Source organism: Virgibacillus carmonensis (assembly GCF_057836705.1).
In genome coordinates this window covers 45,081-59,610 of sequence record NZ_JBYQFJ010000001.1, presented here as the reverse complement: position 1 = coordinate 59,610, position 14,530 = coordinate 45,081, and the positions used below count along the sequence as shown (strand labels likewise).

Sequence of the window (14,530 nt, the reverse complement as noted above, 5' to 3'; positions counted from 1 at the left end):
TTTCAAATTCCTTTATATTTTTTAAATTAATCAGAAATATTATTAGATATTTCTAAAGCTGCCATTTGTAGCTTTAACACATAAGTGTCATTACTTAGTTCAAGATCCGATTCTAAACCAACAATACTCAAAGCAGCTATAACATTTTTGGTAGAGGGGTAAAAAATTGGTACTGCAATTGCAACAGTTCCTTCAAATAGTTCTCCCTTACTGTAGCTATAACCTTGATTTCTCACCTTTTCTATATGTTTATTAATCTCCCTTTCGCTAGTCGGTGTGTTTGATGTAAATAACTTAAAATCAGATTGATTTAAGATTGTTTTTCGTTCGTCTTCTTCACAATAAGCTAACAAAACTCTTGGACAAGCTGCCGCATACAGAGGGGCTTTTCGTCCTATAGCTGGGTACAAACGAATAGGGCGCCATGATTGAATTTGTTCAATGTATAAAGCATCTAATCCGTCTTGTATAGCAAGTTGTACATTTAAATTTAATTCATTTCTTAAAGCTGTCATACTTTCTCTTGCAAATCCCCGGATATCTAAATTCCGGTGTACCATCATTCCTTTCTCAAGGAAAGCATAACCAAGACTATACCATGTCTTATTTGAAAGTTTAATTCTCTTTACATAACCATAACCCTCCAACGAAGTAAGCATTCTAAATACTGTTGATCGTGGAATTCCTGTTTGTTTAGTTAAGTCATCAAGCGTTAAACTATATTTTTTCTCCTTAAAGCTATTTAATAATAATAATGCTTTATCAACACTGGAACTTCTACTAGTTTTTTCTTTCATGTGGTTTTCAGCCCCTAAATTATTTCGATATTATCTAAACGTGTCTAACTTTTAATCTTTTGATATGAGTACTATCAATTTCCAGAAAAATATACATCCGTTAAAGTGATTGACTTTACATCTTCATTTGCATTAACATTTTCTTAGAGTCTACCCTTTCAAATAAACGATTGTTTACTATTTAGTCCATGCTCATATGCATTCGATTTCATAATCCCATAAAGTTCCTCTTTCGTTATCGGCTTAGTACATATCAATCCCTACTGACGGCCAATAAAACAGGGCTGCCAATAAGGTAATAATAATCATGGCACTTGTTAAAAAACTTCCTACCATAAACATATCCCGCCCGTTATAGTACCCAAGTGAATATGTCATCATATTCCCGATTGACTGTGAAGGAAACAAATAAGAAGTACTACTAGCAACAACACAAATCATCCCTAACCATACTGGATTAAATGGGCTACCAACTGCAAAAGTAAGTGCAACAGGCAATAATGATGCCACCATTGCAGTGTAGTTTGTAAAAACAATGCGGACGGCAACAAATATAAGCATAAGAATTGATGGTAAAAGTAAATTAGGTACATTTATGAGGTTTTCTTCTACTAAAGTTGTAATCATTTCAACAACCCCGCTTTTTTGAAGCGCAAGAGCTATTGTAAACCCAGCTGCAAATAATAGCGGAACTCCCCAATCGACACCTTGTTTTGCCTCTCCCCAATTAAGTATATGGAACCCTGGAATGAATAAAAATATGCATATCAGTACAGCTGACATTGAAATTGGAATATGATGAATCTCTTTTGTCACCCATAGAATAATAAGGAGACAATACAATATCCCTAGTTTTTTTTCAGAGGTCGTAATATAACCTAGCTTATCCTTTTCCTTTTCAAGAAACAGATTCATATTCTTTAGTCTTTTTAGTTTTACTGGGTATAGCCAAAGTAATAACCACCAAAAAATTAAAAGTATCAACAAAGAAATAGGTGTCATAACAATCATCCAGTGCAAATAGGACCATTCATAACCGAGCATTGATTCAAACAAACTAGCGGCGTATATAGATCCACCTGCACCTGTCAAGATACTAATGGTAGATAAATAGGGTACAAACGTGATAATTAAAATGACTGATTTGGAGAAATTACCCTCTAACTCTTTTTCGAACGCCTTAATAAAACTAAGACCAATTGGTAGTAGAACGCTTAGTCTACCTATTGCATTTGGAATAATGAAGGTGAGAAGAAATGCTAAAATGATAAAGTTTAATAAAATCAACTTTATTTTTCCATATGAAAAGGAAAGTATAAAAAAGGCAATCCGTTTATCTAAGTTAGTTTTTTTTACTGCAGTTGCCATTATAAGCATGGATACGACTAACCAAATAATTTCATTGCCTAATCCTTGCGCTGCTTCTTCAAAAGTTATCACATGAAATAACGGGTACAACACAATAACAACCATGCTTGTTACTGTAGCTGGAACCACTTCTGTAAACCATAAAATAATGACAAATAGTAGAATTGCTAATGTGGTCCATTCTTTTTTATCTGGCAGAATATCACTCGGAACAGTCACCACAACAATAATTAATAGTATTGCTAAAAAAATAATAACCCATTTAACTAGTTGCTTTGTGTCCCCAATCACATTTGTCATAAGCCACCTTACCCTTAAAAAAATTACGACGATTTACATCCGTTTTACTCTTCACTTGCCAGAAATATGAAAATAAGAACCTTGAGATAAATCAAGGTTCTTACCCTAAATAAATAATTAACTTAAACCAATACGTCTTTACCTGTACATAGCCCAATAACTTCCTTAATTGATGACAAATTTTCAAAGTTTCCTACTTTTTCAACAACCTTCTTACTACTTTCAACACCAATAATTGGGTGTGTAAGCTTATAGAATTTAGCATTTAAGTGCTCTTGTGTCATTGGGTTTTCAATACTTCCTGTTGCATAATCAATTTTCACAGTATGCCTTGTCCCGTTAGTTAACTTTACTGTAGCAGTTGCTTCATCTTCTCGCATATCTGGATCAACAACTGGTATTATTTTAGAACGGAATGAAACAACATCTGGACGCAATACAATTTCGTCTTTATACTGATCCGCACCTGCATCACCTTCTAAAAATCCAACTGCTGCTGAATGATAAATACTAAATTTGCCTTCTAATCCTGTCTTTGGTTGAGGCTTTCCAGTTAGCTCAAGAACATATGGATTTACAGTTAGTCTAATTTCTTCAACATCCTCAGTGCCTGCGTACTCCTTCAACTTGATACAAGCGTCAATGGATGGATGTAAAACAATTCCACATGCATATGGTTTAAACGCATTTTTAAGTAATTCCCATTGTGTGCTCCAATTTTCATTGACACGGTCAAGGTTATATTCCGGTGCTAACACAGAAGCAAAGCCCCTTTTTGCTTCTAATACCTGCTTGGAACTTGTGAAACCTTTTTTTGCTAATAGAGCAGCTAACAATCCGTTTTGAGCAGCCTTTCCTGGGTGAAATGGTTTTGTCATTGTACCAAACATTTCTCTTAAACCACTTGATTGTGTTCCTGCCAAACCAAGGGCATTTAACATCTGTTCCTCATCAAACTTCAACAGCACTCCCGCTGCCGTTGCTGCCCCAAACACACCTGCAGTACTTGTAATATGCCAGCCTAAGTCATAATGGGATGGATACACAGCATTACTAATTCTTAGTTCAACTTCACACCCCAATACAAACGCTCTAATTAACTCTTTTGGTTCCAAGTCATAATGCTCCCCTAGTGCAAACACAACTGGGGCAACAGGACCACTAGGGTGATGAATTGTATCTAAATGTGTATCATCAAAGTCAAAAATGTGCGATGACATACCGTTTGTTAACGAAGCTAGAAGTAAATCCACCTTTTCAGATCTACCCAACACGGAAACCTGTCCACCAGAATCTAAGTCTTTTTTCAGCTCTAATACCATGTCTACAGATTCGTGATAGGCAGCTCCTATTGCAACCCCCATCCAATTTTGAATGCTTTTTTTCGCATGTTCCACAACAGAAGCAGGAATATCCTCATATGTAGTATTTAATACGTTTTTTACTAAAGTACTTGTCACCATAAAAACCTCTCCATTCTCTTATTCTTCAACTAAACCTAGTTTTTGTAAGGCAATTTTATATGATTTGCGCACATGTGACTTAATTAAGGCTTCAGCTAATTCTGGATCCCAACTCTCAATTGCATCCACAATCATCCTATGTTCTTTTAAATTCTGCGGCGGTCGATCCTTGTTCGAAAGTGAAGTTACCATTACAAGTTGAATATGTGATTGTAAAGTTGCCATAACACTTATCAAGTAACTGTTGCCTGATGTCTTTGCTATTTCCATATGAAAATTACTATTAATATTCGAAAGCGACTCTATATCTCCAATCCGAACCGCCTCTCCCGCACGAGCAAGAAGATCGTTAAGCGCAGAAATAGCTTTTTCATCTTTTTTTTCAGCTAACAATCTAGCACCTAGACCCTCAAGAACTTCCCTGACTTGATACAAGTGCTTAATTCGGTCTATTGTCATCGAGATTACCCTGACACCTTTGTGTGGTTCAGACTCTACTAATCCATACTTTTCAAGCCGTCTTAATGCCTCGCGTACAGGAGTTCTACTTACACCAAGCTTTTTGACTATCCCCCTTTCGGTTAGCATTACACCCGAAGGAAATTCAGCAGACTTTATACCGTCATATAAATATTGGAACACTTTATCCGTTTTAATATCCTTTTCCATTTAACACACCCCCGTGAAGCTATTGCCCACTTCGCTCAATCTTGTTACTTCTAATCTTTTGTATAAATGGTACAACAAGCGTTATAGCTGAAGCAACTAGCAGTATTACAGTAATAGGACGTTCGAAGAAAAACGAATAATCTCCACCGCTAACCGTCATTGATCTTCGGAAGTTTGTTTCCATCATAAATCCTAACACTAAAGCTAAAACCATTGGTGTTGTAGGTACATTACATTTTCTTAAAAGATAACCTAGTACTCCAAAAATAGCCATAACCCATACAGGGAACATTGTATTACTGAAAGCGAACGCACCGATAATACAGATACCGGCTACAAAAACGGCAAGAATTCTTTTAGGAATAAGGACAACTTTCACCCATAAACGTGCTCCACCAAGTCCAACCACAGTCATAATTGGAACACCAACAAATAGTGCGGCAAATATTGAATAAGGTATTTCAGGGTTTTCTGTAAATAACATTGGGCCTGGTTGTATACCTTGAATGGTTAAAGCACCAATAATAATAGCAGCACTAGCAGAGCCTGGGATCCCCAATGCTAACATAGGTGCAAACGCACCTGACACGGCAGCATTATTCGCTGCTTCTGAGGCCGCTATTCCTTCAGGATTACCTTTGCCAAATGTATCCTTAGTTTTAGAAACCCTTTTTGCCTCATTATAACTGACAAGGGAAGCAATTGTTGTTCCTGCCCCGGGAATAACCCCAATAAAATAACCAAGAAGGGGAGATCTGACTAGTGTTGGCCACATTTTTTTAAATACACTAAATGGCGCCCCAATACCCTTCAATTTTTCTGATCTAGCTGGCTTTTCCTTTACATCTTCTAACATGTAGAACACTTCCGAAAGAGCGAATAGACCAATTAATGCCGGTAGAAATGGCACTCCATCAAACAAACCATTTGTAAATACGTATCTTGGTGTTCCCATAACTGGATCTAAACCAATTGTGACTATTAAAAGACCCAGTAACATGCTTAGTATCCCTTTTAAAAGAGAATCTTGACTCAAAGAAGCCACTAAACTAAGGCCAAATACTGCCAAAGCAAAATACTCAGTTGGACCGAATTCTAAGGCGAAACTTGCCATCGGCACAGCAGTAAAAACAAGTAAGACTGAACTAGTTATAGCTCCGATAGCTGAGGCAATAATTGAAACAGTTAATGCTAGTCCCGCTTCTCCCTTTTTCGTGAGTTCATACCCATCAAAAGCTGTAGCCGCAGCAGCAGGGGTGCCAGGAGCATTTAATAGAATAGCGGTTATACCTCCCCCATATTCAGCAGACATATAGAGTGCTGTGATTATTATCATCGCCATCACTGGGTCCATAGTAAATGTAAATGGAATAATTAAAGCGATCCCGATACTTGGAGTTAACCCTGGCATTGATCCAATAAAGTAACCTATCGCAATACCAATAAGAAGCCCAAGAAAGTGTGATAGTTGAAAAACCTGTGAAAATCCAGCTAGTAACCCCTCTAACATTTGATATTCCTCCTTTACGGTAATGGTACCCCTAGCATTTTATCAAAGATCCCAAAGGCGAAAAGTTCAAAAACTAATGTGGTCACTAAAATCGATTTCCAATTTGTTTCGCTGGCTGATACTAGTAAAATAGGAAAAAAGATAGCAGTTGAAAGATAAAAACCTAAAACAGGAATTACTGCTATAAAAGCTATGATAGATACAATAGAAATAAGAATACTACTAAACCTTTTAACTACAATCCTACTGTTCTTTGTTTTTTTAAATAATGAATTTAATACAATTGGTATTGAAAAAATAATGACAAGAATTGAAATAACTTGAGGGAAGGCCGCAGGCCCAACATCAGCTTTGTTTAATGACTCTGGAAACTTTTGTGCGATTATAAAAAAACATAGTGCAACTAATATTGAAGTTATTCCTAGTATCGCTTCAGCCTTTTGCATTCGCATTTTTTTCACCTCTTTTTAAAGGAGGCTTTTAAGCCCCCGTATAAATAATTACTTTATCCCAAGTTTATTTAGCCATTCATTATTTACTTTTATCTGTTTATTTATAAAATCAGTAAATTCCTTATGATCCATGTACCCATATTCTGTTTTAGACTCCTTTAAAAACTTCTTGAAATTGTCGGTGTTCATTGCTTCCTCAAAAGAATTACTTAATTTTTGTAAAACCTCTTCTGGCACATCACCATTTGTATAGATACCCCTAAATTGAGCCCAATCAACATTCACTTCGAAACCTGCCTCTTCATACGTTGGGGCGTCAGGCAACGACTCTAGTCTTTCTTTATTAAAAACCCCTAGTACTCTTAATTCTCCAGACTCAACATATTGTACAACCTTTCCTGGGTTAGAGTTTGCTACATCAATATGATTACCTAACAAAGCAGTTACTGCGTCACTTGTGCTCCCGTAATTTGTCCATGCACCTTCAACATCAGCGGTATCAGCGAATATATTCCACGCTACATTATGGCCAGATCCTACTGCTCCATATCCCCCTATCTTTATCTCCCCTGGATGCGCTTTCATGTAATCAACTAAATCTTTAAGAGTTTTAAATTCACTATCTGCATTGACAGCGAGAATGTAAGGGTCTAACTGTACACGTGTGACAAATGCAAAATCTTCTGGACTAAACTGCCCCTTTAAATTACTGTTCCATGCACCAATATGTGTCGGTGTCATTGATGCCAAGGTATAGCCTTCCGAATCACCAGCTTGGAGAGCAGCCATTTGAGCTGCACCACCACCACCTTTTTTGTTCTCTACTATAATTTCCTGCCCTAGAATAGGCTCCGTTTCTTTCGCTAACATACGAACCATTGTATCAGTAGGGCCTCCTGGACTCGTATGTACAATTATTTTTATTTCCTCTTTTGGAAATTCACTAACACCATCTGAGTTTTGATTTTCTGAATCCCCATTTCCTCCACTCGCTGATGATGAACACGCAGCTAAAATTAAAATTAGTGTAAGCAAAAAAATACTTTTAAAGCGTTTACAAATTTTCATCTCCACCACTCCTCCTCTTTGTTAAATGTGTTGTTATTGTATACCACTTGTATAAAATTTTCAATACTTGAATTAAAAAAATATTTTAAAAATATAATTTTAATCAATTAAAACCTATTAAAACATACTTTCACACACACTTAGCTTTTTTAATTAAGGATTAACTTGGTATACCATTTAAGAAACATATAGTTATAATCACAACTTTTGCAAACATTAATATTGCCATTGACAAGGACCAGCTGTGCCACCTTTTTGAGCCACCAATTTTTCAAGTTAATAAGCCACTTGAGACAAAGAGAAAGCCACTACCTAAAAATAGTGGCCTGGATCTCTATTTTCTATTCCATGTCGTTCTCTCATAGACGTTTTTCCATCAATTAGGTTACTGTAAGAATCATGTACTATACAGTCTAATATGGCGTCTGCCAATAGTGTCTTCCCTATTTTTTCATACCACCTCTAGGGGCGAATTGTGAACAGAAAATGCTAGAATCCTCATGGTGTCTTAACTCTACGATTTTTAATTAAGATGAATGATAGTTGACTATATTGGAATCGATGTAGGCTTTCACTTGTATATGTTTTTGGTGGTGTTACCATAAACAGTATTAATAACACCCAACACAAAACTGTTATAATCCTAGTACTATATCCTCAAAAAAAGGAGCACAAAACATTGATTGCAGTATACACAGATGGGGCATCAAGTGGTAACCCGGGAATTAGTGGTGCTGGGGTTTATATAAAAGCAAGTGGAAAAATACATGAATACGTATTTCCATTAGGTGAAATGTCCAACCATGAAGCTGAATTTCATGCTGTTGTGAAAGCATTGGAAATTTGCAAGGAGAAAATTCCAGGTGAAATACTGTCATTTAGGTCAGATTCAAAGCTAGTAGTAGATGTGATTGAAATGGATCTCACCAAAAACCAAACCTTTCTTCCACTGCTTGAAGCAATCAGAGAAGAAGCAAACAACTTTCCATACTTCTCTATCAAATGGATACCTGAAAAGAGTAATAACCATGCGGATTGGTTAGCAAGAGAAGCCATTCGGATGCAGTAACATTATGTTGGCAATACTTTATTTGACAATAATTATACAAATAATTCACTAGCTATTTGTGGTAGACGCCATTCTCATATTTATAAGATCACCAAAACATACAGCGGCATATGCTAGAGTTGTAATTTCTATCACAAGCCCCTACACAAATTAAAGCCAATAACTGATTTCGTGTCTGTCATATACAAACAAGCCCAAACCTACCCTCACTCAGCAATCTTCCACTTTTCAAGTTTCGCCAAAACCCTCGCCCTCTCAGCTTGATCCGCAACAGGATCCTGCTGCTTATTCATCGCTTCTTTTTGCTCCCGTTTCAACTTCTCCTGTCTCTTCTGCTCCGTAAACCAATCCGGAACAATTTCCTCCGGTGCAGTCCTAGAAGCAAACGAACGTGAGCCCTTCCGTTCTACCTTTTCCCGGCGAAATTCCACTTCTTCCGCTTGTGCCAGATCAACACTAGTAATACCCTTTTTTACCCAAGCCTGTAAAATGCCTTTAACATACCCCCAATTTCCTTTACCTCTTTCCAAAGCGCGTTTCATGGCATCCAAAACTAAAGACTCGCCTAATTCGTTAACCCAATTAATCATATCGTTAGCAACGTATGGCGTAATTGCACCAAAATTTTCTTGAAAAAATGCAATCGCGTCGTTTGTAGTTGTTGTATTGTTTTGTTTTTCTTTTTGTTTTGGTTTAATTAATGGGGTCAGTTTGTGGTCCAAACTGCAGTTCACATTGTCGGCTACCTTCTGCTCATGTTGCAGGCCAATTCCTTCTGCATCCCCCACTTTGCCATTCATTCCGTTATACAAACAATCCATTTTATAGACTGCCGATTGGTTGCCATTTCTGGTTGTTACCTGAATAAACCCATTGTCCTCTAGCTCCTTACGTGCACGTTTAAACGTACTATCCGTTAACCCTGCTTTCTCCCTTAGTTTGGATGCCGCAACGGTAAATTCCGCTCGCCAGCCAAGCCGGTTATTGATGTCTGTCAAGGTATACCATAGTGACCTTGCGTTTACAGATATTGGTTCTAAATCAATCTTTAAATGAAAAGCGTTTAGTTGTTTTATGTAATTCATATTTCTCCACCCTTAATCATAAAATAGTCCTTCATACTATAATCGTAGAAAGTACCCTGTTAGGTGGCATCTAAAATAAAAAAATCAAAAACGCCTTTTTGCTTTAAAAAGGCGCTCTCCACTAAAACACTCACCCATGCTTTCTATCATGCAATCCAATTAGCAATAAACGGATCATTGTATCGATATCCATCTTTATCGAACCTTCACTAGAATGATAGTCCTTCCAGCATTTCCATAGAGCATGAATACCTTGCACATAAAATTCATTACAACTGTCCCTAATGTTCAAATCATGGATGTGATAATGAATGCGCTTCTCATTTTTCCTAAAAAACGTTTCAAATGCTTCTTCGCCAATTGCAATCATTTGTAACTCCTGCCCAAAGCCCGGCTTTTCATAAAAAGTACGATCGTCTATTACTATTATCGTTTAAGCGTCGCAGAAGGTGGCGTTTGTTTGGAAGGATCTTTCGGGATGGACAAGCTACTTACCACTACTCTCAACCAATATAAAAAGCGCCACTTTTGGCGCTTTAGATTTCAAGCAAATAATTATTTGCTACTAACGGGAAGTGACTGGCACTACCCCAACTCTCCCAGCATCTCCCTCAACCCCGCTTCTCTCAATTTCTTCCTCGCTCGTTTCCCATGGCTCTTCACGGCTTCAATCGTCATACCTTCTTGTTCAGCAATTTCCTTCAGTGACATATTTAAAATAATGTAGTGATACACCCAGCTCCATTGACCTTCTGTTAATAATGACTTTACCTGCTCCCACATCACCGTAGACGAATCATCAATAGGTAAGTCCGTAATATCAGGAATAAGTGCATTGCTTTTACGGATGCGATTACTGTTATACGTTCTGTTTCCTATCTCTTGCACGCATGCGTCTTCGTTCTGTTGTTCTCTTGACTTTTTACGCATTAAATCAATTAAACGATTTTTGATCGTATAGTTGAAGTAAGTTGACATGACGCCTTTATCCGGTTGATACGTTTTATAGGCATTCCACATGGCAAAAAGGGCTTCCTGGTAAAATTCTTGATGTGGATCATTAATACGTAACTTGTGAATATGGTAATGAATTCTCCGCTGATTTTGCTCAAAAATTGCTTCAAACGTAAATTGGTTATTCTTATCCATTTTTTCTCCTCCAGCGAGTTAAATACTCTTTTACTACTATAATCGCAGAAAGCACCCCATTTGGTGGCATGTAAATTAAAAATAGTTAAAAAAGTTTTGAAATCCCTCGCGCCTTTCTACTTCTCTTCTTCTCTTTTGTTTTATTTATTGTTTAAGTATGGTCCTAAATGGGTCCGGCAATTGGTCCAGTAATGGGTCAAATATGGCTCGAGCATTAAATAGTACCACCCAACAATTCACCCCAAACGTCCATAACCCGCCTGCAAAATAGAATTTTCACTAATAGACTTTTCATTTTCCTTAGAGAAAGATTACGTTTCAGTATAAGAAACGTAATCTTTCCTGGGATGAACACTTCTGAACCTAGGAAATGATTATAGTAAATGGCAAAGGTGTGGCTATATCTAGGCTAGTCTAACTTTATTTCGCTTGAAAAGTGTTCTTGTACTAGGTAGTTTCTTCCCCCGCTCAATCTTTCCTAGATTCTTATCATCCAGATTTGCTTCTCCCGCTAAGCGCTCTAGTGTGAAACCTAACGCTATTCTTTTGGAGCGGTTGTTTGTTAAAAAAACTCCATTCGAGCTAATCAAATTAGCTTGTTTGGATTTGGACATCCACTGTGTCATATTCCATGTTTGCCGCTGGTAACAAAGCCATTGTACTATCGTTATATTATAGTGTGTTACGATTTTTTCCATTGAGAATGTTGCTCCTTTTTTAGGTTAAAATGCTCGATGGGAGACGAACTGCTGTCATGTATCAAACAGGCTGCAAACGAAAAGTCCCAATTTCAATCAGTCCCAGCAAGATGATCTAAACCTTCCCAACTCACTCGCCAACCCATTTCCAGTGTGGTTGGCTCTTTTACAACCACGTGATGGGAATTCAACCGAATCACTCTGTAGAAAAGCTGACCATTCAATCCGTTATAACCTTTAAAAATGGAAACCAACTAGACATGAGCGAGTCCTGCCACATATTAGAAAAACAAATGCAACGAACGACTATGTGTATGTTACGGTTCTCCTATCACTTAAACAACGCCCTACTGCATCAGGGCGTTGAAAAAGGAGTGACTGGACTTTATAACAGACCGTTTTTTTAAATAGTAGTGTTTAGATAGTGAGAATGTAGTAGTTTTACTTGCCTGTCATCCGATACAATTCTGAATTGTTTTGGGTGACATCTACTAAATAAGCATCCTTATAAATTTTTTACAATATCATTAATCACATTTTGCTTTTTTAAAATACACTCATTTATTAGTGATTGTTTTTCACTATTATCCTTATAAACTAAAAAACAACTTCTTGAAGGAGGGTCTTCTGAAAGCGGAAATATATCAATTTCCTTCATTTTTTGAAATTCCATAGCCATAGATACAGGCACAATCGCCCAATTTCTTGGATGATTCATGAATTGGAGTAATAGTACTCCAGTATCAACTTGAATTCCCCGTGTACCTTCTATTCCCCACCATTTTTCATGCCAACCCCGAAAGTTTAAACCCCAATTAACATAGACCTCATCCTTTGAGTTTAACTGTGAATTTATTACAGTTTTTATTTCTGTATCATTTCTTTTCTTTATCATAACCATTTTTTCATCAAAGATTTTTTTAACTTGGTAATTTTTAATCACCCGCTCTTGTAATGGGAAACCTATATCTATTTCCTGCTGTTCTAATAAGGAATAAATCTCATTGGATTGGTGCGTTTTTAAAATTAACCTAGTCTTTGGATAGTGCCGCTGGATTTCTTGATAGAGAGGATTTAATACGAAGTTGTGTATACTGTCTACAGCGCCAATTATTAATGTATTTTCCTCTTGAATTCCTTTTAGATCTTTGGCTTCGATCATAATCCCTTCCATTTTCATAGCAAGTTTAAGAAACTTTTCACCGGCTAAAGTAAGCGTGGTATAATCTTTCCCTTTATTTCTTATTATTAATGTAACTTCCAATTCGTTTTCCAGTGCTTTTAGCCGTTGACTAAGTGTTGACTGAGATATAAAGAGAGATCTTGATGCTTTTGTTACATTACCATGTTTAACAATCTCCAAAAAAGCTTCTATTTCAGTTGGCCTCATACAATAACCTCATTTTTAAATATTAGTTTTTACGGTATTAAATATTAAAATACTGTATTTTACAATATTATACCACTGATGATAGGATATTTATAATAATTTGAATAATACACAGATTAATTAAAGCAACTCATTTTTTAACTTGGATTGTGTATTATCGGATTTCACATAGGAGGGTTATAATCATGATTGATTTGGTAAGCAATTCTTTTACAACCGAGGTTTCTCAATTTGTCCGTTCATCTTTTTGTTACTTAGAAAAGGATATGTTTGGAAACAACCGTTTATTTTTTGAGAATTCAGGTGGATCTCTACGTCTAAAACAAGTGGTTGAGGAAGACGCTAAATTTGCTGCATACCCCGATTGTCCTGAACGAACACATCAGGCAGCTAATTTACTAAGGTACACTTTGGAAAAAGGAATGGAAGATATTCGTCTTTTCTTAAATGCAAAAAAAGGGAGTATTATTCCTAGCACCACTGCTTCAAAAGTGATATTCGAAATAATAGGCACTATCGCGGAAAATGTTCCTGGAAATAATATAGTTACTACATCAATCGAACACCCATCATCATATGATGCTTGCGCAATGTATGCCAAAAAAACGAAGAAAGAACTTAGGGCCGCACGAGCAAATCCGCAAACAGGAGGAGTTGAAGTAGAAGACATAGTTTCACTTATTGATAAGGATACGACACTTTTATCAGTGATTCTTACATCAAATCTAACTGGAGCTGTTCTGGATATTGAACAGACTATCGAAGAAGCTCGTCGAATTAATCCTGATATCTTCATAGTAGTAGATGCAGTTCAGGCTGCTCCTCATAGTGTTCTTGATGTAACACATTTAGAGGTCGATGGATTAAATATCGCTCCCTATAAGATGTTTGGTAATCGTGGAATGGCATTTGGTTATGTATCGGAACGTGTAGCATCTTTACCACACAATCGCTTAATTGCAACGCAAGAAGACAACTGGACATTAGGAAGTCCTACTCCAGCCCATTTTGCAAGCTTTAGCAAAATCATGGACTATATATCTACTATTGGATCATATTACAATCCTTCTAACGATCGTAGAGAATTAATTGTAGAAGGAATGACCAGAATTCATCAACAGGAGCAGGCTTTATTGAAACGAATGATTTCTGGGATAGATGAAATACGGGGACTTAGAGATATAGAAGGTGTAAACATGCATTTCACTAACCAAACCGTTGATAAACAAGATTTAATTGTTGCACTCACCTTTGATAAATTAACTTGTACAGAAGCAGTAAATAAATATACAGAACATAACATTCTTGTTTATGATCGCTTAGATACAAGTCTTTATTCACAAAGAATATTGCATGCAGTTAACTTAAAGGAAATTGTTCGTATTTCTCCACTGCATTGCCACACATTAAAGGAAATAGACCAATTTTTAATAGCAACCGAAAATATAGCTAGATAAATAAATTAGAGTAGATTACATCACTGGTAAAAGGAGGAGTTTTTATTAATTCTAT

14 protein-coding genes and 2 pseudogenes are annotated in these 14,530 nt (G+C 36.7%); 3 read left to right on the top strand and 13 right to left on the bottom strand.

Annotation, left to right across the window (positions count from 1 at the left end; genetic code table 11):
- Positions 1-26: 26 nt before the first annotated feature.
- From AC3G7N_RS00285 to AC3G7N_RS00250, 8 genes and pseudogenes are all read right to left on the bottom strand, one after another.
- Positions 27-797: an IclR family transcriptional regulator gene (locus AC3G7N_RS00285; protein WP_489420131.1), complete on the bottom strand. Its 771-nt coding sequence runs from the start codon at positions 795-797 to the stop codon at positions 27-29.
- Between the two features lie 243 nt (positions 798-1,040).
- Positions 1,041-2,465, bottom strand: a complete 1,425-nt coding sequence (locus AC3G7N_RS00280; RefSeq protein WP_489420130.1) for an SLC13 family permease — start codon at positions 2,463-2,465, stop codon at positions 1,041-1,043.
- Positions 2,466-2,587: 122 nt separating this feature from the next.
- Positions 2,588-3,928: an MmgE/PrpD family protein gene (locus AC3G7N_RS00275; RefSeq protein WP_489420129.1), complete on the bottom strand. Its 1,341-nt coding sequence runs from the start codon at positions 3,926-3,928 to the stop codon at positions 2,588-2,590.
- Positions 3,929-3,946: 18 nt separating this feature from the next.
- Entirely contained in the window at positions 3,947-4,597 is a 651-nt protein-coding gene (locus AC3G7N_RS00270; protein WP_489420128.1) for a GntR family transcriptional regulator, read from the bottom strand.
- 19 nt (positions 4,598-4,616) lie between these two features.
- Positions 4,617-6,107, bottom strand: a complete 1,491-nt coding sequence (locus AC3G7N_RS00265; RefSeq protein WP_489420127.1) for a tripartite tricarboxylate transporter permease — start codon at positions 6,105-6,107, stop codon at positions 4,617-4,619.
- A gap of 14 nt (positions 6,108-6,121) precedes the next feature.
- Positions 6,122-6,553 (bottom strand): tripartite tricarboxylate transporter TctB family protein, encoded by a 432-nt coding sequence (locus tag AC3G7N_RS00260; protein ID WP_489420126.1) that lies wholly within the window; start codon positions 6,551-6,553, stop codon positions 6,122-6,124.
- Positions 6,554-6,607: 54 nt separating this feature from the next.
- Entirely contained in the window at positions 6,608-7,627 is a 1,020-nt protein-coding gene (locus AC3G7N_RS00255) for a tripartite tricarboxylate transporter substrate binding protein (RefSeq protein ID WP_489420125.1), read from the bottom strand.
- Positions 7,628-7,939: 312 nt separating this feature from the next.
- Positions 7,940-8,154: pseudogene (locus AC3G7N_RS00250) on the bottom strand (AAA family ATPase); the annotation flags it as partial.
- Positions 8,155-8,306: 152 nt separating this feature from the next.
- Here AC3G7N_RS00250 and AC3G7N_RS00245 point away from each other — a divergent pair.
- The gene (locus AC3G7N_RS00245) at positions 8,307-8,696 is read left to right on the top strand and encodes a reverse transcriptase-like protein (protein WP_489420124.1); all 390 of its coding nucleotides are present in this window, start codon (positions 8,307-8,309) and stop codon (positions 8,694-8,696) included.
- A gap of 206 nt (positions 8,697-8,902) precedes the next feature.
- On the opposite strand, the gene AC3G7N_RS00240 is transcribed toward AC3G7N_RS00245, so the two are convergent.
- The 4 genes from AC3G7N_RS00240 to AC3G7N_RS00225 form a co-directional block, all read right to left on the bottom strand.
- Complete coding sequence (locus AC3G7N_RS00240; RefSeq protein ID WP_489420123.1) at positions 8,903-9,781, bottom strand: DnaD domain-containing protein; 879 nt, start codon at positions 9,779-9,781, stop codon at positions 8,903-8,905.
- 130 nt (positions 9,782-9,911) lie between these two features.
- Positions 9,912-10,151, bottom strand: a complete 240-nt coding sequence (locus AC3G7N_RS00235; protein WP_489420122.1) for a hypothetical protein — start codon at positions 10,149-10,151, stop codon at positions 9,912-9,914.
- 215 nt (positions 10,152-10,366) lie between these two features.
- Positions 10,367-10,930 (bottom strand): sigma-70 family RNA polymerase sigma factor, encoded by a 564-nt coding sequence (locus tag AC3G7N_RS00230; RefSeq protein WP_489420121.1) that lies wholly within the window; start codon positions 10,928-10,930, stop codon positions 10,367-10,369.
- Positions 10,931-11,334: 404 nt separating this feature from the next.
- On the bottom strand, positions 11,335-11,628 hold the full coding sequence (locus tag AC3G7N_RS00225) for a helix-turn-helix domain-containing protein (protein WP_489420120.1): 294 nt from the start codon (positions 11,626-11,628) through the stop codon (positions 11,335-11,337).
- 134 nt (positions 11,629-11,762) lie between these two features.
- Here AC3G7N_RS00225 and AC3G7N_RS00220 point away from each other — a divergent pair.
- Positions 11,763-12,035 (top strand): annotated as a pseudogene (locus tag AC3G7N_RS00220) (competence protein ComK); the annotation flags it as partial.
- A gap of 98 nt (positions 12,036-12,133) precedes the next feature.
- Here the strand turns inward: AC3G7N_RS00220 and AC3G7N_RS00215 are convergent.
- Positions 12,134-13,018 (bottom strand): LysR family transcriptional regulator, encoded by an 885-nt coding sequence (locus AC3G7N_RS00215; protein WP_489420119.1) that lies wholly within the window; start codon positions 13,016-13,018, stop codon positions 12,134-12,136.
- 185 nt (positions 13,019-13,203) lie between these two features.
- Here AC3G7N_RS00215 and AC3G7N_RS00210 point away from each other — a divergent pair, with 185 nt between their 5' ends.
- Complete coding sequence (locus AC3G7N_RS00210) at positions 13,204-14,475, top strand: aminotransferase class V-fold PLP-dependent enzyme (RefSeq protein ID WP_489420118.1); 1,272 nt, start codon at positions 13,204-13,206, stop codon at positions 14,473-14,475.
- Positions 14,476-14,530: the final 55 nt, after the last annotated feature.